Source organism: Mycobacterium stomatepiae, assembly GCF_010731715.1.
In the GTDB taxonomy this organism is placed as follows: Bacteria; Actinomycetota; Actinomycetes; order Mycobacteriales; family Mycobacteriaceae; genus Mycobacterium; species Mycobacterium stomatepiae.
In genome coordinates, this window is record NZ_AP022587.1 from 4,376,527 (window position 1) to 4,400,265 (window position 23,739).

Consider the following 23,739-nt stretch of genomic DNA (forward strand, 5'->3'; position numbering starts at 1 on the left):
GTCTCGGAGTTTCAACGTACTGATTGTGGGCACTACCCAAAAGATGCCGTGATCGCCACGGCTATCATCCGAAAGGCCCACCGTTGACGAGCACATACCCCGTTACCGCCGGCGTTTTGGCTGAACCGACTGTGTATCAGCCACAAGAAGATTCCCGACTGCTCGTTCGCGCAATGGAATGCAGCGGGCTGATTCCCGGCCGGCGAGTCCTGGATCTGTGTACCGGAAGCGGCTTCGCCGCCGTCGCGGCAGCCGAAATGGGTTGCGCCAGTGTGACGGCCTTCGACATTTGCCCACACGCGGTGGATTGCACCCAGGGCAATGCGATCGTCGCGGGAGTCGACATCGACGTTCGGGAAGGTTCGTGGATCGCCGCCCTGAGATGCGGGCCATTCGAGGTAGTGGTGGCCAACCCCCCCTATGTGACGACACCGCCGGAGGACGACATAGACGTGGTCTCGCCGGGCGTGGGCCCGTCATGGGCATGGAATGCCGGCGTGGACGGCCGGCGAGTGCTGGACCCGCTTTGTGCGTCGGCTTCAAACCTGTTGCATGACGGGGGATCCCTGCTACTCGTCCAGTCTGCGCTGGCCGGTGTCCACCGTTCGCTGGACTGCCTGCGGTCGATCGGACTCGACGCCGATGTCGTTGCCTTCGAGCGGATTCCATTCGGCCCGGTGCTCACGGCGAGGGCCGCGTGGCTGGAGGACATCGGTCTGGTGCCGCACGGTTGCCGGGAAGAGGAGCTGGTGGTGATTCGGGCGGACAAACCATGACCGGAACTCGGGTCCGTATCGTCCGCAAAGGCCCGATCCTGGTGTCGGGCCCCGCGCGCATCGAAGTCGATGATGGCGTCATCGTGGAATCCGACCGGTTCATGGTGGCCATCTGCACCTGCGGGCGGAGCAGGGAATACCCGTTGTGCGATACCAGTCACCGGCGCTGTCGGCACGTCGAAGGTGTTGGCCCAAAGCCTAATTGAGTGGTCGTCGCAACGAGGACTGATCCTGTTTCCAGCACGTCATGATCTTGTCCGCCAGGCGATCTTCGACCACCGTCAATGCCCGCATTCCGAAAATCACATCGCGATCGAGCTGGGGCTTGTGGGCGACGAGATCGCCGACCACGTCCAGGCGTACCACCTGTTCGTGAACGGCATCGGCCTCGACGTGCTCGCGGTAGAACGCGATGCAGGCCCCCGGTGCGTCCATCCGTTCCAACGCTTGGACCATCCGCCGGGAACCCGGCGACGACGTGATCTCCGTGGCGGCGAAGTGCCCGATGGCCGCGCCACGCAGCCGCCGGTGCAGGCCGAACAGCGACATCAGGTTGACCACCGCGAGCGATTCGGCGGGGACGGCGTCGAGGTAGCCCAGGTAGGTCGGATCCAGATCGGCCGCGGTCAACAGATCCGCGAAGAGCTGTTGGTGTAGTCGGTGGCCCTGCCCGGCGCCGTACTCGTCGAATTCGACCGCCACGAATGCCGCCTTGGCGCCGCCCGTCAACCGGGGAATGGCCCACGCATGTGGATCGCCCTCCTTGAGGTGATAGATCGACCGATGCACGAAGTATTCGCGCATCTGCTGCCAGGTCCCCTTGTCGCGCAAGTGGTAGGACGGTCCAGTTCCGTCGACAGGTTCGACGGAAATCGCGTCCATCTCCGCCGCCGACGTCCGATCGGGTTCGATCGGGCCGACATCGCGGCGCACACCAGCTAGAAAGGCACGCTCGAGCTCGGCGCGCAGGTGCAGCAGGTCGGGGTTCCACTCCCACGTGGGATCCACGCCCGCAAAACCCCGGTAGTGCAGCTCGTAGCACATGCACAGGGCCAGCTGCAGGTCGAGTCCGTAGGGGTCCGAATCCCCTACGGATGCGCCGATGCACGCCAGGTAATCCCCGGCCGGAGGCCCGGCCAACGCGTGCTGCACGGCCGTCGACAGCGGTCCGTGTGCAGCCGGTAGAGCGGGTTCGACGCTGATCGACGTGGCAGTCACGTCGTTGGAGATACCACGGACGGGGCCGCCGCAAACGGTGCGCATGACGTTCGTTAGCGCCCGCCGGACCAGTCATCGGCGCTCGCGGGTGCCGCGGGGAGCCGGAAGGTGATGTTGACGACGGTTCCGGTTGGGCTGCTGTCGATTTCCATCGTGCTGCTGATGGCCCTCATCAGGATCAGGCCGCGGCCGCTGTTACCCGGGTTGATCGCCGGCGGTTTCCAGGAGCCGTGGTCGGTGATGTGGGCGCGAACTTCGCCGTCGACGGTTTCGACTTCGAGCAGGGTCGTCCCGAGGCCGTGCCCGCGGTACGCGTGTTCGACGCAGTTGGTGCACCCTTCGTTGACGACCAGCACGATGTCGTCGACGAGTTCGTCCGGGACGTCGGCAGCCCTGAGCCAGTCGGCCAGCCGATGTCGAATGACGGCCAATTCGTCTGCGATAGCGTGTGTTTCGATCCGCAGCGGCGCCTGCTGGTGCCGGTAGATCACCATCGCCACATCGTCGTCGTATCCTGTCGCCGGGGCTAGCTCACGAAGCACCGCGTCCGCGACGGTGTCCAGCGGCAGCGTCCTGGTCTGCACCAAAACCTCTGCAGCACGGGTTATCCCGTCGTCCAGCGACTCGTGTTTGCGTTCCACCAACCCGTCGGTGAACACCATCAGCGTCGAGCCGGAGGGCAGCCGCCGCGAGATCTGCGGGCGAGGTTCGTCGCGAAGGACCGCGAGCGGCACCGACCGCGCATCGGTCAGCACCGTGATGCCCGTCGGTCCGGCGAGCACCGCGGGCATGTGACCGGCATTGCTGTACTCCAAGACGCCGGATTCGGTGTTCAGGATCGCCAGAAAAACGGTGGTGCAGTAGGCATTCGGGATGACCGAGGCCGCCAGGTCGAGTTGCTCGAGCACCGCCGCGGGGTCGGCGCCGTTAATCAGCAGCGCGCGCGCCGAGCTGCGTAACTGGCCCATGATCGCGGCTGCCGGCAGGCCCCGGCCCACGCAGTCGCCGACGACGATGCCGATGCGGTGCTCGCCGATCGACAGCACGTCGTACCAGTCGCCGCCGATCTCCAGCGGCAGGACCGCCGGCTCGTAGCGCATCGCGAACCCCGGCGGCGGCTCGATGGGCGGCAGCATCGCGCGCTGCAGCGTCAGCGAAGTCTCGCGGGCGCTCTCGAATTGGCGCACATGCTGCATGGCCAGACTCAGGTGTCCGATCAGCACCGTGACCAGCAGCCGATCCTCGGCGCTGACCCAGCGCGGTGCGCCGAGCTCGAGCCACAAGGCAAGGTCCCCGGTGCCCGAGAGCACGGCCACCAAACCCTGCGCCTTGCCGGGCTTGTTCGGCTGCTCAATGGTTTTGGCCGTCAGCGGCAGCTGTTGGCGGGCATCCTGAAATGTGTGGCGCAACCAGGGGTCCAGTCCGCGCCACGTCGTCTCCGCGGGTTCGCCCGCCACCTGAACGGTCGGTTCGCCTTCGCCACCCGGCCAGGTCACGGCGATCACTCGCTGCACGCCGATCGCCGTCCGGCATTCATCGAGGGTGATCTCCAGCAACTCGGCGACGCTCTTGGCTACCGCGACGGCGGTGGCTAGGCGCAGCACGGCGCTCTCCCGGGCGGCGAATGCCCGCTCCGCGGTGACGTCGCGAATCGTCCCCACGAAGGCCGCCTGGTCGGCATCGGTGTCTTTGACGGCATTGATGCTCACCATCACCCAAGCCAGGTGCCCGTCTCGGTGCCGGATCGGTGTCTCGTACTCGGTGCCGCCCTCGCTGCGGACCCGCGACTGGTTTTCTCGCGCGGCCTTCTTGTCGACCAGCCATGGATGCGGCCACCGGTAGGGCAAGCCCTCGGCGGGGTAGCCGAGGATGTCGATGAAGGCGTCGTTCATCTCGATGATGGAGCCTTCGTGATCGGCGACGAAGAAGCCCTCCTGCAACGAATTCACCAGGGCGGTACGGAATTTGTCGCGGTCGGCGAGTCCGTCGGCGCGGGCACGCTGCTCGGCGTAGCGCTTGGTGCCGTCGAGGAACCCTCGCGTCGCGACGTCGAGCGGAGCCAGCGTCTGCAGCAGGAATTCCAGTGCGATCGGTGCGTCGATCTGGATGTCTTTGGACAATTCGAGGACCAGCCGGACATGGTTCTCGATGATGTCGAGCATGCTGATTTGTTCTTGCAACGCGCGGCGGCCCAACTCGTGGGCGACGTCGAGGATGTGATCGTCGCGGCCGTCCAAGTAGGATCGCAGCGCGGCCGTGTATTCAGCGTGAAATTCGTGTGCATCGGTCATGTCAAGGCTCCCCGGTGACGCGCGGCGAGCACCATGGTGTCGTCGGTTTCCTTCGCGTGTTTACCCAGAATGTGGTCGGCGATCACCACGGCCGAAGCGGCGAAGTCGATGTGGTCCAGGTGATCCTCGGCGATGCCGTCGCTGGCCAGCACGATCAAGTCGCCGACCCGAAGTGAAACGACCTGGGCGGGCCTGATCTCCGGGATGCGATAGCCGACGATGCCGGCGGCAAGACGCGCGCTGGACCGGATGTGCACGCCGGTCACATCCTTGGAGACGAGGTGGGCGCTGACGTTTCCCACCCCGGCCCAGGTGAGCGTCTTGGCCGCGTAATCCACCCGCGCCAGGGTCATCGCGACTCCTCGGGTCCCGCCCAACACCCGGTGGCAGAGCTGGATTAAGACCTCGAGCCGCTCGCCGGAAGCCCGCTGGACGGCATCGACGGCGCGCATCGCCGCACTCGCGGCGGCGGGACCGTGACCGAGGCCGTCGATAACCCCGAACAAGGCGGCACCGTCGTCCACGGCGATTGCGATCTTTCGATCGCCGCTGGTGTTCTCGCCGGCTAGTGGGCGCCCCGCGTTCGCCCACTCGATTGGTCCCAGTCGTCCGTTTTCACGCACGGCCGGGAACCCACTTCCACATTTCGATGACTGTTCCCTTGCCGAGTGCGGACTCCACGACCAGCCGGTCCATCAATCGGCGCGACCCTGGCAGTCCCATGCCCAAGCCGCGACCGGTCGAATACCCGTCCTCCATTGCCCGCTCGATATCGGCGATGCCGGGACCGTCGTCCTCGGCACGAACCACCAGCGCCTGGCGGCCGTCACGCTCGGCCACCCAGACGCGCACGGCGCCGCGTCCCGCGTAGCTGGTGATGTTGCGGGCGATCTCGGAGATCGCCGTGGAGATCATGGTGACGTCGGTCAGCGAGAATCCGAGGTCTAGGGCGAGCTGGTGTCCGGCCTTGCGGGCTTCGACGATGTCGTCGGGGTTGTTGATGTCGACGACAATGTCACACGACACCGTCGCGCCCGATCGTCGGTTTGCCCACTCCCCGTTGGCGATTCAGCAGCGCGAGGCCCTCTTCGAGGTCCAGGGCGGTGTTCATGTCGTCGAAGGTCAGACCTAGTTGAACCATCGCAAAGGCCACTTCTGGCTGCAGACCCACGATCACGGTGTCGGCACCGCGCAGCCGGGTCATGTGGGCGATCGTTCGCAGGGACCGTGCGGCGAACGAATCCATCACGTCGATCGCGGTGACGTCGACGATGATGCCCTGCGCGCGGAATTGACTGACCCGCTCCATCAGGTCGTACCGCAGTCGTTCGGCGTCGGAGTCGGACAGGGCGGCCTGCACCGAGGCGATGAGGATCGAGCCCTGCTTCAGGATGGGTACTGGCATGCGGTGCTCGCGTCGGTTGCGCTCACCCTGGCTGCTCGCCGGTGCGCGTGACTTCGTAGCCGAGCAGGCGCTCGGCTTCTTCGATACCACCCTGCAGGTCACCGACGGCGTTCATCTTCGACAGATCCAGGCCGATCGTCACCAGCGTCAGCGCGATCTCCGAGGACAGGCCGGTGATGATCACGCTCGCGCCCATCAGGCCGGACGCGTCGACCGTCTGCACCAGGTGGTTGGCCACGGTGCAGTCGATGGTCGGCACACCAGTGATGTCGATGACGACGACCTTGGCACGGTTGGCGCGGATGGCACGCAGCAGCTGCTCGGTGACCTGACGGGCGCGCTGACTGTCCAGCACACCGATGATCGGCAGAATCAGCAGCTGCTCGCGCACCTGCAGCACCGGGGTGGACAGCTCGCGGATCGCTTCCTGCTGCTGGCGGATGATGCGCTCGCGTTCCTGAACGAAGGACACGCCGACGGTGTTGGCGATGCGGTTGGCGGCCGGCTCGTAGGCGTCCAGTACCCGGTTCAGCATTTCGAACTCGGCTTGGTACTTCTCGAACAGCGAGCGCGCCAGCACGTCGCGCAACAGCAGCACGATGCCGAGCACCTCGTCGGTTTCCACCCCTCGCGGGATGATGCGCTCGGACAGGTCGCGGGCGTAGGCCTGCAGCGCCTCGACGCTACCGGTCTCGAGCACCTCGACGTAGTTGTCGTATACGGCGGTCGCCTCGGAGAAGAGTTCCTCCGGCGTCATCGCAGTCAGCAATTCGGCCTCGGTGATTCTTCGGGCCCACTCCTCGCGCAGAACGGTGCGATTTTGCCTCAGGTGCTGCACTAACTGCGGAAGTAGACCTTCGCTGGAGACGCTGGCAGTGGTGGTGCTGGTGCTGCTGGAATCTGACATCTGGCCTCCCGGGTGCCACGTCGCGCTCCGCAGTGCGCAGGTTCTTTTGCGAGACTAGCCTGATTGGTCGGGGGCAGGTGTTGAGGTCTTCTTCTTCTCGCAGTTCGCAAGGCAGGTTAGGCTTGCACCACACTTAAGGCCCGGACGAAGGATCGCCATTGTCAGCTCCTGATTCGATTACCACGTTGGTCGCGGACCACGATGGGGTGTCCGTGGTCAGTGTCAGCGGTGAAATCGATTTGGTCACCGCCCCGGCCCTGGAACAAGCCATCGGTGCGGTCGTCGCGGAAGGGCCGACGGCGCTGGTCATCGACCTGTCCGCGGTGGAGTTTCTCGGCTCGGTCGGGCTGAAGATCCTGGCGGCGACTTACGAGAAACTCGGCAAGTCGGCGGAGTTCGGGGTGGTCGCGCGGGGTCCGGCGACCAGACGCCCGATCCACCTGACCGGCCTGGACAAGACGTTCCCGCTGTACCCGACGCTGGACGACGCGTTGACCGGCGTGCGAGACGGCAAACTCAACCGCTGACGCCACCGCCCCGCCGCACATGGATGTCGACCACCCGGAAGACGACCAGCGGTGGGATCGCACCAAGCGCGGGGAAACCGATACCGAGCGGCTGGACCGCAACTGGAACAGCCTGTTGCAGGAATTGCGCGTGGTGCAGACCGGCGTGCAATTGCTCACCGGCTTCCTCCTGACGCTCCCGTTCCAGCAGCGGTTCGACGTTCTCAGCGACGAAATGCGGGCGGTGTACCTGGCGACGGTGGGATTTTCGGTGGGCGCAACTGTGCTGCTGATCGCCCCGGTCGGTATCCATCGGCTGCTGTTCCGGCGCCATCGGCTGCGGGTGTTGGTATCGGCCGCACACCGATGCGCCTATGCCGGGCTGGCTCTGCTCGGACTGGCGCTGACCGGAGTGACGGTCATCATTTTCGTCGCGGTCGCCGATACCACCGCGGGATTGATTGCGGGAGCGTGTGCGCTCACGCTCTTCACCTGCTTTTGGTGGTTGCTCCCGCTGTCGCTGCGCACCCACGGACGGTAGTCAGCGGCCGCGCGCCAAGGCGGCGACGCGGGTGGACTCCAGATGATCGAGGAGGTCCTGCGGGTCGGCGAAGATAGGCGGGGCCCCGGCTGTCTGCAGTTCGGTATCGGCGATGCCGCCGCTCCGCACTCCGATGCACGGCACTCCAGCCTCCTTGGCGGCGTGTGCATCCCAGACCGCGTCCCCGACGAACACGGCGTCCGCGGCCGCCACCCCCGCCCGGCCCAGCGCCACCTGCACGATGCCCGGCTCGGGTTTTGCGGTGTCGACGTCGCGGGACGACGTCGTCGCCGCGATCACCTCATCGCAACCGAGCACCTTGCGCAGCATCTCGAGTTCGTCCTCGGGCGCCGAACTCGCCAATATCACCTGCAGGCCCAGATCGGCGACGCGGTGCAGCAGCTCCCGGGCGCCCGGTAATGGCGCGAGCAGGGGCGAGATCTCCCGGTAGTACCGGCTGTGCGCATCGCTGAGCCGGTCCTGCACCTCGGCCGGCGCGTCGTCGGAAAGGGTGCGTACCAACTTGGAGCCGTCCATGCCGATGCCGCGGTGGATCCTCCAGGCCGCGACCGAGATGCCTTCGGACTCAAAGGCTCGTTGCCACGCATAGACGTGCAAGTAGTTCGAATCGACCAGGGTTCCGTCCACGTCGAACAGCACAGCGGGAGCATTCATGGCTGCGGCATACCCGCCCGGCGGCCGCTCGACACGACACCGAGCCGTTCAGTCCTGCGTGCCGTTTATACGGCGTTGAACCATCCGCATCCACTCAACGTGAATGGTGTTAATCTGCAACATGATTCGCGAGGAGTTGGGATGGGTTATCTGGTTGACCAGGCACGGATCACGCGTGCGCACGCTGGCGAAACGCCGAAAACAGCCGGTGGTTTGGTCGCGGTCGCCTTCGCGGCGGTTGCTCTGGGTGCCGAGCTGTATGAATTGACGTTCGGTGACGTACGCATCGGATTGGTAGCGGCGATTTTCGCCGCCGTCTGCAGCGTTGCGGGCCTGGGCTGGCTGAACTACGGCTCGCGTCGTGTCCACGGGGCGCAACCGCAGGTCGTGGCCGGGAGATCGAACGCCCCGGCGCCGTGGCAGAGCCACTGATCGCGTTCGCTCGGCGTCCGAAGAAGGGGAATTTCGTTCGTCCAATTTTCTTATGTTTGACACGGTGTGGGGCGCAGTCGAACGGGGTACCGCCATTGCCGACGGGGGAGTACATCGGACGTGCGTCATCCCGCCATCCTGCGAGGAAGGTATGCCCATGAAGACCGTAAGCGATTACGACGCACGTCGCGTGACCGATGCCGACAGCCAGGAGCCCGCCGAGCTGCGCCAGCTGGATGCCGGTTCGTCCACCGCGGTTGTCGATGAGGACCCTAACGATGTGCACTTCTACGAGCTGCCCGGTGCGGATCTGTCCGGCGAGGAACTGGCCGTGACGGTGATTCCGCAGCGGTCTGACGAATTCACCTGCTCGAGTTGCTTCCTGGTTCAGCACCGACACCGGATGCTGCTGTCCAGCTCGGGGCGGCCCGTATGTACGGATTGTGCGTAGTGCGCCGCGAAATACAATCGAAGGATGCACGGCGTTTTAGTTTTTGACGGTCGGTGCGGGGTCTGCACTCGGGCGGTCAACGCGCTGGTCCGGTGGGATCGGACGGGCATGCTGCGCATCGAGCCGATGCAGACACCCGGGATGGCCGACCGACTCGGCGTTACCGACGAACGAATGCTCGAATCCGCATGGTGGGTGGATTCTTCCGGCGCGATCGTGGCCGGGGCGCATGCGATGAACGCGGCACTGTCCGTGGCGTTGGGGACCCGCGTCCCGCTGTGGATCTATCGGATCCCGGGCGTTGGTGCGCTGCAGAACGCCATCTACCACTGGGTTTCGGCGCACCGCTATCGCTTCCGCGGAGCCACGCCACTGTGCGAGGCCGAGCCGGAGCGGTGTGCGTAGCCGAAATACGTTCTGGGCGTGCGGTTTCGATCCGCGACGGCGCGCAGTCTAATTCTGCGCCCACTCCCGCCCGCATATGCGGCACTGACGGATGACCGTCGACCATTGCGGCTCACCTTCGACGGGCTGGCGAACCAGATGAGTGGACATGTCGCCGCAACCGGGGCAGGCGCAGGTCGCGAGGTACGGCTCGGCGGGCTGCCCGTTCATCAGGTATCGGTTTTCCGCTCGCGAGTACGGCGCAATCGACAGGCGCTCCGGACGGGGTCCGGCCTTCGGAGTGTCGAACCATAGGAGGCCACAGACCACCATGGCGACGGCCCCGAAGATGGCGACGATCACCAACGGAATGTTCCAAGGCCAGTTCGGCGGGATCGGGGTGAGCGCGAGAAGCAGCATCATGGCGGAGATCAGGAAACTGATAATCGTGCCAGGCTTGGCGAATCGGTAGCCGCCGACCTGCATCGCCTCCCATACGTCGATCTCCTGCTGGCGTTGCGCAACCTCTAAAAGAGTTGGGTGGTAAGGAAATCCGACGCCCGACGGAGGCTCGGCGCAGCCGGCCAAGCGCTCACACGTCTCCCGCTGCTCGGAAACCGGCCTGACCAACGCCATGCGGCCCAATTTTAGTGCGCGGTGCCCGCCTCGGCGAGGCGGCGGTTGCTGAACGCGTCGTGGCCATGGCCCACGCCAGGTACGCCCGCGGCGGCGCGAGCAAACGCTGACAAAGCCCAGAGCGGGTGCAGGGAAGCGCCAGGGCGAGAACTTATAGTTTGTTGCCGCGGCCGGCGCAACTGCGTTTCGCTAGGCGTCGAGGGGAATCTTGCTGGATTTTGCAGCATCGCCGCCGGAAGGCAACTCAACCAGAACGTATTCCGGTCCCGGATCGCGGCCGTTCCCGGCCGCTGCAGCAGCTTGGAATACCTGAGCGACCGAAATACGTTGTGCAGCAGTCAGTTACGACTCATGGTTTGGTGAGCTGATCAGCTCGGCTTGGTATGGCCCGTCGTCGCCGGCGATGTTGGCCGCTGCCGCGCCATATCTCGCTTGGCTGAATACCACCGCGATCCAGACGGAGCAGACGGGTGCGGCGTTTGCGATGATGTGGCCCCCGCCGGCCGTTGCGACCAATCGCACCGTGTTGGCGAACCTGTTGGCGTCCAACATCTTCGGGCAACACACCGGTGATCGCGGCCATTGAGGCCAGATCCACGCCCTCTCCGCTCAGTCGTGGATGCCGAGCGCCGCATTCTCTGCATCGGCGGGCCGGGGGCTCGTGTTCTCCGCGTTCAGGTTCCGGGCCGGTCGTAGCGCGGCCTGCACCACCAGACCCGCGGCCAGCGCCCAAAACGCAGCACTGATGCCGGCCAGGCTCAGGCCTGATGCAGCGACAACAAATGTGATCGCTGCCGGGGCACGCCCAGCGAGATCGGCCGAGCCGGACATGGCCGCTGCCAGTGACGAGCCCAGGGTGCTGAGCAGTCCGAGACCGGCGACCGCGCCGATCACCTCGGAGGGTGCTCCGGCGACGAGCGTGGTCAGCGCGGTGGTCAGCGCGGCCAGCACGAGGTAGGCCGCGCCGAACGCCGTCGCGGCCGGCCACCGCCGCGCCGGATCGCAATGTGCTTCGGGGGATGCCGGAACCGCCGCACTGATAGCGGCCAGGTTGATCGCGTGCCCGCCGAAGGGGGCGCCGGCTAGCGTGCCGAGCCCGGTGACCGTCATCGACTCCCGCCAGGGCACCCGATAGCCGTAGGAAACCATGATCGCGACACCAGGAACATTCTGGGCGGCCATCGTGACGAGGTAGAGGGGCACCGTAACGCCGGCGACGGCGACCCAGCTTAGCCGCGCCGTGGTCCAGACTGGGTGTGGGAGCAACGGCCCGGATAGGTCAGCGTGGTGACTGAGTGCAATCACTGCCAGCGTGACCACGAAGGCCGCCGGCACCGCCCATCGGGTCGCGAACCTGGCGAACACCAGCCAGGTCAACAAGATTGGTGTCACCTGCCAAGGGTGTGAGGCCAGCCCGCGCACTGGGCTCAGACACAGTTGCAGCACGACACCGGCGAGCATCGCTTGTGCGATCGGCGCCGGGATCGCCGTGATCAGCGCACCCATCCGCGGCCAGATACCGGTCAGCATTACCAGCGCCCCAGCGAGCAGGAATGCTCCGATGGCGGCTGGCCATCCGCCATGCACCCCTCCGGTGCTAACCAGCACTGCTGCGCCCGGTGTCGACCAGGCCAGCGTGATCGGGATCCGGTGCCGCAGGCTCAGCCACAGCGTGCCCAGGCCGACGGTGACGCACAGCGCCGCCAGTCCCGAAGTGGCCTGCGTGGGTGTTGCGCCCACCGCTTGCAGGCCGGCTATGACGACTGCGAACGCGCTCGTGTAGCCCACCAGGGCGATGTTTAGGCCGGCGTGAATCGGCTTGCGGGGTTCCATAAACAGAACCTTAACCACAATGTTCTGTTTATGGAACCCTGGCTACGGTTAGAGCATGGATGACGTGTCGGCGGTGGTGGGCGCCCGGGTGCGCGCTGAGCGACAGGCGCGCGGCTTTTCGCTCGCCGCGCTGTCGTCGGCGGCGGGCATCGGCAAGGGATCGCTATCGGAGATCGAGAACGGCGCGCGCAGTCCGACGCTGGGGACGCTGTACGCGGTCGCCGGCGCGCTGGGGCTGCCGCTGGCGACACTGCTTGACGGCCGCCGCGGAACGCGCGTCGCTGCAGAAGGGATCGTGGTCAGCCTGCTCGACGTCACCGAAGGTGAGCACGGCACCGTCGAGATCTATCGTCTGCAGCTCGGTGTCGGTGCCCGGCATCGTTCCGCCGCCCACGGCCGCGATGTCGTCGAGCATCTGCTCGTGACTTCGGGCAGGGCCGCCGTCGGGCGCGCCGGTGACGAGGTGGAGCTAGCCGCGGGTGCATCAACCGACTGGATCAGCGACGTGCCCCACACCTACACTGCGCTCGACGACGCGCCGGTGGATGCCGTGCTGGTGATCCGCTCACCGCACCAAGCCGAGTCGACCAAGAAACCCTGACGCTGCGTTTCAGTGTTCTCGATATGCCTATCGAGAACCTGTTTGATGGTCGGGGTGGCGGGATTTGAACCCACGGCCTCTTCGTCCCGAACGACGGCGATCAGGGGTGATGGCCGATGTCGGCTAGTGACGGAAATCAGCAAGAACGGGCTACTGATCGTGCCTTTTCTATCAATTGCCGTTGGATGTTAGCTACGGCCATCAACGGACGAAGCGTACCGATCTGCGTACGCAGCGGCGGCGAATACTGGCCAAATGGCTCTCACAGCGGAGCGACCGCGACACGCCCGGACAATGCCGACATCCATCGGAATTGCCCACAACGAACTACACTCATGTGACTTCTCACCGTACCCCGCTAACCAGCGGGTATGTGCTACGCGCCGTCAGCGTGATCGCAGCAGACGGCCTTGTTCCGATCGCAGCCGAATAGCTGCTGTTTTGAGATCCCCGGTGCCGCCGTGGTGGCAGCCTATGATCCAAGAAGTCCAGACCAAAGCCGGTTTGGGCCGGAGTTCTTGGTCTGGTACCTCTTGGCTGCTTGGTCGGCAGGCCTCGACGTTAACACCGGCATCTGCCGGGGGACTCGGCAACCCGCCGAATCCCGACCTTGGACTTCGTCGGCTTGCACGGATGGTCCGTGCACGCAGAAGAACCAAGGAACCCACCTGACATGACTGACCCCATTAGCACCAGCATCACGCTGGGCGGATTCGTCGAGTTCATTACGGCCAGCGCCAGCAGGCGCGTCACGGCTGTCCGCGATGTCGCCGAAATGCAGTTGTCGGACTACGAGCGGAGCCACGATTTCTATGCCGGAGTTCGTGACGCCATCACCCTCGGCGTGGCCAACGGCGACGACGAGCAGCGAGTGCGCCGTGCCGTCGAGAACTGCAACCCGCGTCGTCGTGAGCACTACGAAGCAGTCGCCCAGGGCTGGGCAGCGTGGCGGCGCGGCAAGACACTGCGCGTGTTCTCGCAGCCTTTGGACTGGCAACAGCAAGGGCTAGAGGTCCGCGTGTCACCGAGATTCACATGGCAGGAACGACGGCAGTCGCACTTGGTATGGCCGTACTTCAAAGCTGATGAGTTGAGCGGCGACGCGACGCAGGCCGCCGTCCGCGTCATGGAGATGCTGTATCCCCAATCATTCGGTCGTCCCGCCGTCCTCGATGTACGTCGGGGACGGCTTCACCATCGCCGTGGCCGCAGCAACAACATCGACGCATGGCTGGCTGGCGAAGCCTCGGCATTCCTGACGATTCTGGCGTCGATCGATGTGGCCTAGCTCGCCGAGTTCTCGGCCCTAAGAGACGTCACACGCAAAATTACATGGCCAACGCCACCATCATCGAGCGGCTGAGCTAGCCCCCGAGCTACCAGAGACTCCCGCGCTAGCGCCCGGCTAGCGTGTGGGTCTCCGGTAGGCGTCTCATTTCCGTGTCGTCAGTATGGACTCCGCTCAGCGGCACCTAAAGTCGTGCACATGAATGCGCCCGACCAGCGACAGCTTATCGTCCAACGCTACGTCAATAGGCGGCAGTTTTACACAGCGAATTCGGTCACCACACGTTTCGTCGCCAATCTGGCGGGTGAAGGACTCGAACCTTTCGCAAGCAAGAATGGCACCGCTTTTATGGCGCGTTGGCAGTCGAACCTGTTCTTCGTTACAAACCGCCACGTGCTCGACTACAACTACAAAGAAGAGAACCGCGTCAATTCAGCCGAACTTAGTTCGGTGGAGATCCGTGGATATGGCCAACCTGTTGACGTTTCTCTGGCTCCGATCCCGTATAGCTATACGCACGCCATGTCGCGGTCGGGGATCTGCTTTCACCCCGACGAGTCGACGGACCTTGCAGTGATCAACGCGACGGATGGCAACGCCTTCAGCCCCTCGATTCATGATCTTATCGAGGTACTGTGCGCGTATACCCAGGAGTGGTTTGCATCAGAATCAGAAATCGATGGGCTTTGGCCGGGCGACGAGGTCTTTATTCCCGGTTACCCGGGAATGGCCGGGGGGAGTGAACGTCCCGTCCTCGTCAAGGGCATCATCGCTAGCGATCCCCGATACCCAGCTGTCTTTGGCAACGCAACGAATTTGGGAAATGCGGTGCTATGCCATTCATTTAGTTGGAATGGCATGTCGGGTGCTCCCGTTTTGGGGTTCTCGGAGTCGATAGGTAAGACGAAGGTCATCGGGATCAACGCGGGACACGTTGGAGGTTCAGGCGTCACGGGTGGGGTCATCTCTCATTTCGTGCGGTCGAGCGCCCTAATCGAGCTCCTTGAGGTCGCTTCGGCCCAGTGGCATGCCGTGATCGACCCGCCTGACCCATTGAGTCCCATTCCCCCCGCGCCGTAGTCGTGGTTGGGCGGCGGGGGGGGGCAGCTAGATTCCCGTCCCAAACTGCGGTTCGGGGTCGGAACAGCGCGGTGGACGCTACGGGCTTTAGAGACACCACGCAGCTGCATTAGACCGACCACAACATGCCGCGCTGGCTTGCGGCGGCGGGGGTTCTCTGTTGCATTGGGAAGCCTCAGACGGGCGTATCGCACCGTGGAGCGGTGAGGCACACTGATCGCTATGTCCGGTGGCGGCAAAATCACGAAGTGGATTGCAGCTCGCCGGAAAGACTTCCTCCCGTTGAGTCTGACCATCGGTGGTGTTCTCATCAGTGCCGGAGCGATCTGGTGGGGCTCGACTATCGACTTCCAGAATTTCTGGCTTAACGTTTTGGCGGCACTCGCCTTACTTGGGCCCGGCCTTGTCCTTAGCAACTTGCTGGTATCCCGCTTCGAGTCGATTCGTTCGCGAGAGGAAGCCGAAGCCCGTACCGAGCCGTTGCTAATTTTCACTCATGGACTTTTTTCGGGTTTCATCGATATGGCGAACGAATTGCTTTCGATGGCGTCGTCAGAGATTCGGAGGGCTGATCCGAAAGCCTTTGGTTACGAAGATTTCCCGAAGCCACACACTCTGCCTGCACTATGTGATGTCCTCCGTGACGCACGACGGACAATCGTAGCGTTCGACGCCAACCCACCAGTCGGTGTGACGACTAAGCTGCCCCTACCGGACGACCGAGGACTCACGTTTCCACGGACGAAGTTAGTGCTTACTGTGGTCGAAATGATGGATCGCGAGATACCGATGCCGTTGACGGTGTTGGCGGCCCACGGACTATGGGATTCCTCCAACAACGTCGGAGTCGACTTCATCGCTGCGTATCCGAACGAAAGTCCGTTGAGGGCCCCTGGGGACGACTTCCGCAACGTTGTCTCATCTCAGGTTGGATTCGCTGCAATAGGGAACTACTGCGATACAGGCGCACGCGGACGAGCGAAGCGACACGTAGGCACCGTGAGTTATGTGGAGTGCGTGATGAATTCGCTGCGACAAGCTGAAGTGATACTGAAAAGTGTCATTTCGGTTGTACCAGACGAAATCTTGCCTTCGGCAGCACGAATAGCCGATCTCACTGCGAATCGAGCTAGCGAAGTGCCCGAAAATTGATCCTTAAACGGGCAAAGGACGTAGATACGAAGCGTAGCGGCATCCTTGAGCGGACCAACGTCAACGGCGTGCCATCGCCATCGGACACCCGCTTGCGGCCAGTGGTGCTCGCATCATGACCGCGATGGTCAACGCCTTGGAGCAGCGCGGCGGTCGCTTCGGTCTGCAGACCATATGTGAGCGCGGCGGGCATGGCCAACGCCACGATCATCGAGCGACTGGGCTCGTTGAATTCGGCTAGTGGAGCCCTCGTATGCGGTGTCTGTTGAGTGATGCGTTACTTCTAAAGGGCACGAGATTGATTGTTGCCGTGATGGACTTGGGACCATGCTCGGTGAGACATGGAAGGACCAGTACAGGCGTCTTCAGCGGCAGTATGGGTTGGTAAGGCTGGCGGCAGACTCAAGCGGCCCCCACAACGAACTCGTCCACGCAGAGGAATACGCGCGTGACATCTTCTATCACTTCTGTTGCGACGCTTTTCACTTGCGCGACTGGATCGGGGCGTCACGCCTCGCGGACAAGACCAAAGATGACCTCTCTCAACTTCTCAACAGGAAAGGGACTGGATCATCGAACGCGTTGTCCATTTGCGCCGACATCGCTAACGGCTCAAAACATCTGAGATTGACGCACGACTCGTACATAACCGGCGGGAAGCGGGGACATGCCAGAGTCATTGCTCAGGAACGCGGTTCCAGGCTTCCACTCACACTTCCCTTCCGTATCGGTGGAGGAAACTTTTTCACGATTGCCGGGGTCCGCGGCGCACGGGTGGATGGGCTCGACATAGCGAACAATGCAATTGCCGATTGGAACGCATGGCTGAAAGCCCATCGAGTGCGCCTACCGAAGTAGCCCACCCAACTCGGGGCATCGAATCTGACACTGGAACCTTCGTCGCTGCTAGCCAGGCTGATCCTTGCTTACGCATCGGGACACTAGAGCTTCGCGCGTAGGAATTTCAGTGTGGTGACTACTCTCCGTCGTCGGCGACGACCCTGTACACCGTGGCACGACTGACGTTTAGCGTCTTCGCGATAGTGCTGGCCGATTCTCCAGTCGCGTGCAAGCGGCGCGCCAAGGCAGCTTGCTCCGAGTCAAGAGCCTTCGGGCGCCCAATCGACTGGCCTCGTGCGCGCCGCGCCTCACGCGCTGCCGAGCGACGCTCCCTGCCCAACTCCAACTCCAACTCAGCCAGACTCGCCAAAACGCCGGCCACCATACGGCCCGTGGCGTTCGACGTGTCGATGCCTTCGCGCAGTGAGCGCAGCACGATGCCACGCTCGCCTAGATCGCGGATGGCGACCATGACCTCGGCGGCGTTGCGGCCCAAGCGGTCGATCCCGACGACCACGACAGCGTCACCCCCACGCGCATAATCCAGCAATGCCACTAGTCCGGGGCGCTGCTCGCGAGTAGAAGTTCCCGACAGCTTGTCGCTGTAGATGCGGTCAGCGTCGACTCCCGCAGCAGTGAGTGCATCGACTTGCTGATCGAGGGATTGGTGTCCAGTGCTGACGCGGGCGTATCCGAGTTGAGCGCCCGTGGCAGACGTTGCGGTGGCCATGACCTAAGTGTGTCTCAAAAGTATCATAAATACCAGTATTGCGACCGTCGTTTTGAGGCAACTTTTGCGACATTGTCAGCTGGCATCTCCTACAGGGCGACCTAACCCAACTCAACTGTCTCAATTCTTTAGTTCTGAGACGACGTCGTACCCAAGGCAGCCCAAGAGCCCAGGGCGGCTCCCGTGCGACCAGGCCCGAAAAAGGAATTAGCGGAACGCCGACGCGCGTCAGATAGCCTTTAGGGCTATGAGGACTGCAACGAAACCAAGCTCTGATTTGGCGGCAGTCTTTGGTGCGCGCGAGTGGCAAGAGCTCGTCCAGCAGCTTGCGCAAACGAGTGCCGCCGTAGCAGCGGAGTTGCGTGCCTACTGGCAAAGACTCGCGAAAACCAATCGCGCTCTGCGCCGCTGCCGCAAGAGCAACCAGGACCACAGAGCCCGAGTGTTTCTCCGAGCGTTGTCGATGCGGCGTCGCAGGAACGAAGAGAATCCGGGCGAACTCGTTGCGACGGAGCCTCATGTCGCGCGGGGTCCCAACTACTGCAGGTCGATTCGGCTAAACCATTCACCTGCAGGGTTCGTGCCTGTCTAAGCCCATTGCACAGAGTCCTGCACTATCACGGAGGACTATGTGTTCACCTTTATTAGCTCGTACCTGGGTTGGGTACCCGGTTTTTTACGTTGCGCGGTCGTTGCCCTGCTACTGCCGCCGGTTGTCATCACGCTGTTGTTGAGCTGTACGACGGCGGTCGCGCACTTAGCCGAGAGGGAACGCAGCGAGCGCGCAAGGGTCATCTTGGTCGACCTGCTCGATACGCTGCAAGCACTGATTCGGTGTGACCGGAGTCAGCGATGAGTGCGAATCGACGTCCGGGCCGCCCGCGCGTGTGTTCCGACAGATTGCTTCTGCGTGCTGTCGCGATGCGCAACGAGGGGTTCACCTATCAGCGTATTTGCGACGTTCTAAATGAAGAGGGAGTTCCGACTCCGGCAGGCGGACCACGTTGGTGGCGTTCCCACGTTTGGCGGCTTATCCATACGCGCAGTGCCGTCGAACTTACGTCCGCATCCCGCGCGGCCGCTCGAACTTCGGTCAGCCAGGGGGAAGGCGATTAGCCGCCAACCTCGTCGCCGCTCTCTATCTCATTGGTAGCTGGTGTATTTGATTGCCTGGGGGGACCCCCGACCCGATGGCGACCGGACACTCAATGCAAATCGTCGCCTCTCTCCCGCAAAAAGCAGTTGGAATATTTCAATTTCAATTCGCCGACGCGGTTGTAGTCGCTAAAACGGTTTTGCGGCAGGCGAAGCGGCTAACGCCGGAAGCGAGAACCCATCGATAGCTCAACTTCAGTGCCTCGCTCTTGCGGTGTCCTCAGCAGAGCGTGAAGGTTCCTGCCGCGTGGACATCAAGAAGACGCCGATGCAGCAGGGCCACAACGTCTTTGCCGGATCGAAGTTTCTGCAGATCGCTGGTGGTCAGCAACAGAATTCTGGTTTTCTCAACCAAAGCATTTGCAGCCGCTTGGTAGGCAGCAGTTTGCTGGTATGGATCGCCGGTGACGCCGTTCGCTGCGACTAGGACCCCGAGGCTACAGCCGCGATGCCGGATCTTGGTAGCGAAGGTGCTCACGGTTTGTGAATCGACAGGCTCGCGCCAGTTCTTGCACTCGACCAGGAATATCTCTGGGAATGCGCGTAAGCCGTCGATGTCTCGGAAGTTCATGACCGAAATATCAACCTCTTCAGAGGCAAAGCGGTTCAGGCTATTTCGTTGGACGTCGCACCCAGGCACTGCCGCAAAAATGTGAGCCATCACATCTTCGTAGGCGTGCCCACGCACATAGGTTGAGTTCGCCGGATCGGTCGCTTGTTTCAGGTACGCCGAGATGGTGTCCATACTCAGCTCAGGCACGATAGGGAACTCCGTGAGCGACAGCGTTCCGCATGCTGATAAGCAGGCTGCTCAACGGTTGTTCGGCCATCATATCGACGAATTCGTGAGCCGAAACGGTGACTATGGGGGACCGCGCCTGGTCGCTGGCTGGCGATGGTCCGGGCTGCCCTTCATCGATAACGTGATAGATCAGTAGCCCGAATGGTGCCGGCTGCTTCTTGAGCTGTCTGGCGAGTTCGTCTGCGGCACGGGCTAATCCATGGTTCGGGGATGTGAACCAGAGCTTCAACTGAACCAGTATCGGACTGTCGAGAGTGAAATCAGTGTCTTGCGCCCATAAAGCCAAGTCCCAGCCTCCATCTCGGCCGACTGGCGGTGAGGAGATGTCGGACTCAGGCCTATTCAGTATGCCGATCATCAGTTGCTCGAACGCCAATCCCGAAGGCATCGAACCGATGTTCTGGCCCAGAGCCCGGAGGTCTTCGTGAGCCTTCGCCGCCTCTTCAGGAGAGAGGGCGGGTCGTTGCGTGTGCTTCTTCGGAGGGCGAGAAGCGTTGCGTTCGATGGCCCGCAGAAACTGGCCAAGGTGAAGCGTCAAAGCATCGGCGTTGTTGAGATCGGCCTCCACGCGGGTAAGGCCTGCAAGAACAAGGGGAACTTTCCGATATGGTTCGACCACCAGAAACACAGGGATTCGGCGGCCGAGAGCGACACCGATGTCTACAAACGTAGCGGCCTCGGCCTCCGCTTCTGCCTCGTCATCTGCCTTGGGCCCGCGCGGCGGAAGAACCACGCACATGAAATCTACTGGGGAGCTGGTGGTTTCAGTCAACCAGTCAATATGTAGCCGATCAATCTTGACAACCTCGACGTCGAGGTCATCCATCACCTGTTGAAGCCGCGTGTTAGCAGAGCTTACGTCCGTGACCAGCAGGCACCTCATGCCAGCCAACCTTACTGACGACGACTCTCTGCTGGTATGGCAATGCGCACAACTAGATAACCGCCATTGCCTGCCCGCCCACACCCCAATAAGGGGTGTGTGTCGGGGCAGTCAAGCGTCCTAGGGGCAGCATGGGAAAGACATCGATTTGACCTGCGCAAACGGCGTATTCGTCGAAACTTCCCGGATGTGGTGGCAGCGGTTAAGTCGTAAAAACCCACCGTGACCAGCGCGGGCAGTTACGCGGCATTTCGGGCAGTTCCGGCCTCCGCAGCCTTGCGCTGCCGCAAAGCGGCTTCAACGGTGTTTCGCGGCCAATACCTGTTCTGGGCTGCGATCACTTCCAACGCGGCCTGTCGACCACCTGTAAATCCGACGCTATCTAGGAAGTCGACGCATGCCTTAACGGGGTCATCCTCGATGAGGTGCCGTAGCGGTGTGCCGCCTCGACGGATCTTTAGCACCTCGGTGTGGTGGAGCGTTCGGCACTTGTCACGTTTCAGGGTGATCAGGTTGCCGCTGAGCGTTTGGATCCATTGCACATCGACGTTATCGCGCTTCGCGGACGAACCTCGCGCGCCCTTGCTTGTGTCGTGACCCTGATGGTCCAAAATGACTGCGGCACAGTTGGCTTGGCGCATTAGGATTATCGAATGCTTATATAGATCTTGCCATGTATCAGCCTTCGACTCTTCGCCCGCGACGACTTTCGAGACGGTGTCGAAGATGACGAGCTCTGGCATGTCTCTTTTGACTAACGCCTCCATGGCCCGTCCTCCCGGCGCCGTGTCCAACGCCGGTAGGTCCTGCATGTGGTAGTAGCTCAGCTTCTCCAAGGGGTGGTCGTGGTAGCCGAGGCTGGTGCGGCGCGCGAAGATCTCGCCGACCGGGTTCTCCATGTCGATGTACAGAACCGATATTGGGTCGACGGAGGGATGCCCCAGCACGGGTTGCCCTGAGGCCAGCGCCATCGCGATGTCCAGCATGAGCAGGGACTTGCCCGTCCCGCCTTGCCCAACCACCGAGACGATTTCACCGGCGTTGATGATTTCCGGAATGAGCCTCTGCGTGGTGGTGCTTGGTGGGCGCATCCAGTCCAACGGAGCTAGCTTGCTTAAGATGGCTTCGTTAGCGACCGCGGTCGTATTGCCAATATCGTTCCCGCTCATCGCCGCCCGCCTTGGGTGCGCTCAAGTTCTTCCGCCGCCCGAGACACCGTCGTCGACATCATGAATCCCTCGCCAGCATCCAGGTAGAGCGCGCTTTCGAGACAGATAAACATCTCGATTGATCCATCCGGAAACTGAGCACCGACGAGTTCGATCTCAGCCGGATCTTGAAGGAAAGTGTCGACCGTCCACTTGCGGACTGTGAAGTGCCGAACCCAGGAGTGCGGAACGCTGTCTGCGTCGTAGGGCACCCACTCGCCGACCCAAGTCGCTTCGGGTGGAACTGGAATGTGCGTGAGTTCGTTCACCGTACACCGCCTTTGGCTGTCGTGGCCTCCTGTGCGGCCATCCACGTATGAACGTCTGAACGCCAATACCTAACGTAGCGACCGCATTTCCAGCTTTTTGGCCCGATGCCGTTGGCGCGGTACCAGCGGTATGTGGTCACGCTGTGTCCGCTGAGTTTGGCAGCGTCGCTGATGCCGAGTAACTCGTTGTCCGCTTGATCGTTCACGTTGGTCCCATCCAATTCTGTTGGAATTACTGCACTTTCTTCGGTGTCTTCATCCCATCACGACCCGTTTTACGTCTACCGGGAAATTTCGACCACCTTTATCGGCCCCGTTTTACAGTCGGAGCGTTGCGATATGGTCCCGGTCATGGACAAACGGAATCCTCGTCAGGGCGTTGAGAACCTGTGGATCAGCAGATCTGGTCAGCGGACCAAGCTCTATGGCAAGGGCAAGCAGTATCGGGCACGCTACGTCGATAGCAACGGCGAAGAGAGCACTCGGCGGTTCAAGTACAAGGCCGATGCCACCGAGTGGCTCAAGCAGATCACTCGGACGGGTGTCGACATCGCGCCACCTGTGGCGGGGAAATGGACTGTAGCGCAGCAGTTCTCGCTGTGGATTCGTAAGGCGGATATCGCGGAGACGACCAGGGCCACACGCCAGCACACGTGGCGGGCGCGCGTCGCCGACAAATGGGGCGACTTGGAAGTGACGAAGGTTCTGCCACCGGACATCAAAGCCTGGGTGGCTGACTTGGTCGACGCAGGGACGGGCGTGCCGACCATCGAGAACACGCTCGGTGTCTTGCGGATGGTGCTGAAGGATGCGGTGGACGACGGGCGACTGATGCGTAACCCCTGCGAAGGGATCAACGCCCCCAAGAGGCAACACAAAACAAGGGCCTACCTCGACCACCAGCAAGTTGACCGCCTCGCTACCGCTGCCGGAATGGACCACGGACTGGTCATCCGGCTCCTGGCGTATACCGGACTGCGATGGGGCGAATTGGCGGCACTAACGGTCGCGTCGGTGGACATGCTTCGCCGCCGCTTGCAGATCACCCAAGCGGTAGCCGAGGCTGACGGCCGACTGGACTGGAAAGCTCCGAAGGATCACGAGCAACGCTCAGTGCCCTTCCCCATCTTCCTGGCGGTCGAAATCGGCGAGCGAATGGTGGGCAAGGGACGAGAGGATCTGCTCTTCTCGGCATCGAATGGAGGTCCGCTCCGGGTGTCCCATTGGAGGCCCCGCGTGTTCAACGCCGCGCGTGACTCGCTGAAGGACTTCCCGAACGTGACACCAAACGACCTAAGGCATACGGCGGCAAGCTTGGCGGTATCCGCAGGGGGCAATGTGTTGGCGTTGGCGCGAATGCTGGGGCACGAAGATCCAAGCCTCACTCTGCGGACGTACGCCGACCTATTCGATTCGGATCTCGACGCGCTGGCTGATGTGCTGGACCAGCACCGCACGGCGGCCCTCAAACCATCAACTACCAACGGCAGCAATGAAACTGATGGGGAAAACGTACCGGGTACGCTGCAGCAAACTGCCTAACGTTCCCAGCGGGCCTGTTACCAGGCCCTTTGGGTCGGGGTGGCGGGATTTGAACCCACGGCCTCTTCGTCCCGAACGAAGCGCGCTACCAAGCTGCGCCACACCCCGCGTGAAGCCTCGACAGCCTATCGCAC

28 protein-coding genes, 2 tRNA genes and 2 pseudogenes are annotated in these 23,739 nt (G+C 62.7%); 15 read left to right on the top strand and 17 right to left on the bottom strand.

Going from position 1 to position 23,739, the window contains the following annotated elements; genetic code table 11:
• Positions 1–83: 83 nt before the first annotated feature.
• Entirely contained in the window at positions 84–776 is a 693-nt protein-coding gene (locus G6N54_RS20630) for a HemK2/MTQ2 family protein methyltransferase (RefSeq protein ID WP_163791682.1), read from the top strand.
• Positions 773–982 carry a CDGSH iron-sulfur domain-containing protein gene (locus tag G6N54_RS20635; RefSeq protein ID WP_163791683.1) on the top strand — a complete coding sequence of 70 codons (210 nt, stop codon included), beginning with the start codon at positions 773–775 and terminating at the stop codon, positions 980–982. The genes G6N54_RS20630 and G6N54_RS20635 overlap by 4 nt, the downstream gene beginning before the upstream one ends.
• On the opposite strand, the gene G6N54_RS20640 is transcribed toward G6N54_RS20635, so the two are convergent.
• Genes G6N54_RS20640 through G6N54_RS20665 form a run of 6 tightly spaced genes read right to left on the bottom strand, consistent with a single transcriptional unit; the run spans position 975 to position 6,597 of the window.
• Positions 975–1,994 (bottom strand): iron-containing redox enzyme family protein, encoded by a 1,020-nt coding sequence (locus G6N54_RS20640; protein ID WP_163791684.1) that lies wholly within the window; start codon positions 1,992–1,994, stop codon positions 975–977. The two genes, G6N54_RS20635 and G6N54_RS20640, sit on opposite strands and share 8 nt — an antisense overlap.
• Positions 1,995–2,047: 53 nt before the next feature.
• Positions 2,048–4,285 (bottom strand): SpoIIE family protein phosphatase, encoded by a 2,238-nt coding sequence (locus G6N54_RS20645; protein ID WP_163791685.1) that lies wholly within the window; start codon positions 4,283–4,285, stop codon positions 2,048–2,050.
• Positions 4,282–4,908 (bottom strand): SpoIIE family protein phosphatase, encoded by a 627-nt coding sequence (locus G6N54_RS20650; RefSeq protein WP_163791686.1) that lies wholly within the window; start codon positions 4,906–4,908, stop codon positions 4,282–4,284. Before G6N54_RS20650 ends, G6N54_RS20645 begins: the two co-directional genes overlap by 4 nt.
• Positions 4,901–5,311, bottom strand: coding sequence for an anti-sigma regulatory factor (locus tag G6N54_RS20655; protein ID WP_163791687.1), 411 nt, complete (start codon positions 5,309–5,311; stop codon positions 4,901–4,903). The genes G6N54_RS20650 and G6N54_RS20655 overlap by 8 nt, the downstream gene beginning before the upstream one ends.
• Positions 5,301–5,690, bottom strand: a complete 390-nt coding sequence (locus G6N54_RS20660) for an STAS domain-containing protein (protein WP_163791688.1) — start codon at positions 5,688–5,690, stop codon at positions 5,301–5,303. The genes G6N54_RS20655 and G6N54_RS20660 overlap by 11 nt, the downstream gene beginning before the upstream one ends.
• A gap of 22 nt (positions 5,691–5,712) precedes the next feature.
• Positions 5,713–6,597, bottom strand: a complete 885-nt coding sequence (locus G6N54_RS20665) for an STAS domain-containing protein (protein ID WP_163791689.1) — start codon at positions 6,595–6,597, stop codon at positions 5,713–5,715.
• A 158-nt stretch (positions 6,598–6,755) separates the two neighbouring features.
• On the opposite strand from G6N54_RS20665, the gene G6N54_RS20670 reads away from it, so the two are divergent.
• Both G6N54_RS20670 and G6N54_RS20675 read left to right on the top strand, forming a co-directional pair.
• Positions 6,756–7,124, top strand: a complete 369-nt coding sequence (locus G6N54_RS20670) for an STAS domain-containing protein (RefSeq protein ID WP_139826909.1) — start codon at positions 6,756–6,758, stop codon at positions 7,122–7,124.
• Positions 7,125–7,143: 19 nt separating this feature from the next.
• Positions 7,144–7,644, top strand: coding sequence for a DUF6328 family protein (locus tag G6N54_RS20675; protein WP_163791690.1), 501 nt, complete (start codon positions 7,144–7,146; stop codon positions 7,642–7,644).
• Here G6N54_RS20675 and G6N54_RS20680 read toward each other — a convergent pair whose 3' ends face one another.
• Entirely contained in the window at positions 7,645–8,319 is a 675-nt protein-coding gene (locus G6N54_RS20680) for an HAD family hydrolase (RefSeq protein ID WP_163791691.1), read from the bottom strand.
• A gap of 141 nt (positions 8,320–8,460) precedes the next feature.
• Here G6N54_RS20680 and G6N54_RS20685 point away from each other — a divergent pair, with 141 nt between their 5' ends.
• The 3 genes from G6N54_RS20685 (at position 8,461) to G6N54_RS20695 (ending at position 9,607) form a co-directional block, all read left to right on the top strand.
• Entirely contained in the window at positions 8,461–8,751 is a 291-nt protein-coding gene (locus G6N54_RS20685) for a hypothetical protein (protein ID WP_163791692.1), read from the top strand.
• Between the two features lie 157 nt (positions 8,752–8,908).
• On the top strand, positions 8,909–9,202 hold the full coding sequence (locus tag G6N54_RS20690; RefSeq protein ID WP_163791693.1) for a DUF4193 domain-containing protein: 294 nt from the start codon (positions 8,909–8,911) through the stop codon (positions 9,200–9,202).
• Positions 9,203–9,226: 24 nt separating this feature from the next.
• Positions 9,227–9,607, top strand: coding sequence for a thiol-disulfide oxidoreductase DCC family protein (locus tag G6N54_RS20695; protein WP_163791694.1), 381 nt, complete (start codon positions 9,227–9,229; stop codon positions 9,605–9,607).
• A 48-nt stretch (positions 9,608–9,655) separates the two neighbouring features.
• Here G6N54_RS20695 and G6N54_RS20700 read toward each other — a convergent pair whose 3' ends face one another.
• Positions 9,656–10,222, bottom strand: coding sequence for a hypothetical protein (locus tag G6N54_RS20700; RefSeq protein ID WP_163791695.1), 567 nt, complete (start codon positions 10,220–10,222; stop codon positions 9,656–9,658).
• Between the two features lie 208 nt (positions 10,223–10,430).
• Between G6N54_RS20700 and G6N54_RS20710 the strand changes: the two are divergent.
• A pseudogene (locus G6N54_RS20710) lies at positions 10,431–10,808 on the top strand (PPE family protein).
• Between the two features lie 23 nt (positions 10,809–10,831).
• Here the strand turns inward: G6N54_RS20710 and G6N54_RS20715 are convergent.
• Positions 10,832–12,055, bottom strand: coding sequence for a benzoate/H(+) symporter BenE family transporter (locus tag G6N54_RS20715; RefSeq protein WP_163791697.1), 1,224 nt, complete (start codon positions 12,053–12,055; stop codon positions 10,832–10,834).
• 55 nt (positions 12,056–12,110) lie between these two features.
• On the opposite strand from G6N54_RS20715, the gene G6N54_RS20720 reads away from it, so the two are divergent.
• Together G6N54_RS20720 and G6N54_RS20725 are read left to right on the top strand one after the other, a co-directional pair.
• The gene (locus tag G6N54_RS20720) at positions 12,111–12,656 is read left to right on the top strand and encodes a helix-turn-helix domain-containing protein (RefSeq protein ID WP_163791698.1); all 546 of its coding nucleotides are present in this window, start codon (positions 12,111–12,113) and stop codon (positions 12,654–12,656) included.
• Between the two features lie 673 nt (positions 12,657–13,329).
• Positions 13,330–13,944: a hypothetical protein gene (locus G6N54_RS20725; protein ID WP_232072908.1), complete on the top strand. Its 615-nt coding sequence runs from the start codon at positions 13,330–13,332 to the stop codon at positions 13,942–13,944.
• Between the two features lie 298 nt (positions 13,945–14,242).
• On the opposite strand, the gene G6N54_RS20730 is transcribed toward G6N54_RS20725, so the two are convergent.
• A tRNA-OTHER gene (locus tag G6N54_RS20730) sits at positions 14,243–14,335 on the bottom strand.
• 2 nt (positions 14,336–14,337) lie between these two features.
• Here G6N54_RS20730 and G6N54_RS20735 point away from each other — a divergent pair.
• From G6N54_RS20735 to G6N54_RS20745, 3 genes and pseudogenes are all read left to right on the top strand, one after another.
• Positions 14,338–15,024: a trypsin-like peptidase domain-containing protein gene (locus G6N54_RS20735; RefSeq protein WP_163791699.1), complete on the top strand. Its 687-nt coding sequence runs from the start codon at positions 14,338–14,340 to the stop codon at positions 15,022–15,024.
• A gap of 222 nt (positions 15,025–15,246) precedes the next feature.
• Entirely contained in the window at positions 15,247–16,176 is a 930-nt protein-coding gene (locus G6N54_RS20740) for a hypothetical protein (RefSeq protein WP_163791700.1), read from the top strand.
• Positions 16,177–16,220: 44 nt separating this feature from the next.
• Positions 16,221–16,445, top strand: a pseudogene (locus tag G6N54_RS20745) (hypothetical protein); the annotation flags it as partial.
• Positions 16,446–17,152: 707 nt separating this feature from the next.
• Here G6N54_RS20745 and G6N54_RS20750 read toward each other — a convergent pair.
• Positions 17,153–17,746: a recombinase family protein gene (locus G6N54_RS20750; protein ID WP_163791701.1), complete on the bottom strand. Its 594-nt coding sequence runs from the start codon at positions 17,744–17,746 to the stop codon at positions 17,153–17,155.
• 921 nt (positions 17,747–18,667) lie between these two features.
• Here G6N54_RS20750 and G6N54_RS31700 point away from each other — a divergent pair.
• Complete coding sequence (locus G6N54_RS31700; protein ID WP_408632601.1) at positions 18,668–18,862, top strand: recombinase family protein; 195 nt, start codon at positions 18,668–18,670, stop codon at positions 18,860–18,862.
• Positions 18,863–19,121: 259 nt separating this feature from the next.
• Here the strand turns inward: G6N54_RS31700 and G6N54_RS20760 are convergent, their stop codons facing one another.
• From G6N54_RS20760 to G6N54_RS31705, 5 genes are all read right to left on the bottom strand, one after another.
• A complete protein-coding gene (locus G6N54_RS20760; protein ID WP_163791703.1) occupies positions 19,122–19,661 on the bottom strand; it encodes a restriction endonuclease in 540 nt (179 codons plus the stop codon).
• Positions 19,654–20,586 (bottom strand): hypothetical protein, encoded by a 933-nt coding sequence (locus G6N54_RS20765; protein ID WP_163791704.1) that lies wholly within the window; start codon positions 20,584–20,586, stop codon positions 19,654–19,656. The genes G6N54_RS20760 and G6N54_RS20765 overlap by 8 nt, the downstream gene beginning before the upstream one ends.
• A gap of 239 nt (positions 20,587–20,825) precedes the next feature.
• Complete coding sequence (locus G6N54_RS20770) at positions 20,826–21,755, bottom strand: AAA family ATPase (RefSeq protein WP_163791705.1); 930 nt, start codon at positions 21,753–21,755, stop codon at positions 20,826–20,828.
• Positions 21,752–22,063 carry a hypothetical protein gene (locus G6N54_RS20775; protein WP_163791706.1) on the bottom strand — a complete coding sequence of 104 codons (312 nt, stop codon included), beginning with the start codon at positions 22,061–22,063 and terminating at the stop codon, positions 21,752–21,754. The genes G6N54_RS20770 and G6N54_RS20775 overlap by 4 nt, the downstream gene beginning before the upstream one ends.
• A complete protein-coding gene (locus tag G6N54_RS31705; protein WP_372513233.1) occupies positions 22,060–22,269 on the bottom strand; it encodes a helix-turn-helix transcriptional regulator in 210 nt (69 codons plus the stop codon). Before G6N54_RS31705 ends, G6N54_RS20775 begins: the two co-directional genes overlap by 4 nt.
• A gap of 145 nt (positions 22,270–22,414) precedes the next feature.
• Between G6N54_RS31705 and G6N54_RS20780 the strand changes: the two genes are divergently transcribed.
• The gene (locus G6N54_RS20780) at positions 22,415–23,605 is read left to right on the top strand and encodes a tyrosine-type recombinase/integrase (RefSeq protein ID WP_163791707.1); all 1,191 of its coding nucleotides are present in this window, start codon (positions 22,415–22,417) and stop codon (positions 23,603–23,605) included.
• A 34-nt stretch (positions 23,606–23,639) separates the two neighbouring features.
• On the opposite strand, the gene G6N54_RS20785 is transcribed toward G6N54_RS20780, so the two are convergent.
• Positions 23,640–23,713: transfer RNA gene (locus G6N54_RS20785), tRNA-Pro, on the bottom strand.
• Between the last annotated feature and the right edge of the window lie 26 nt (positions 23,714–23,739).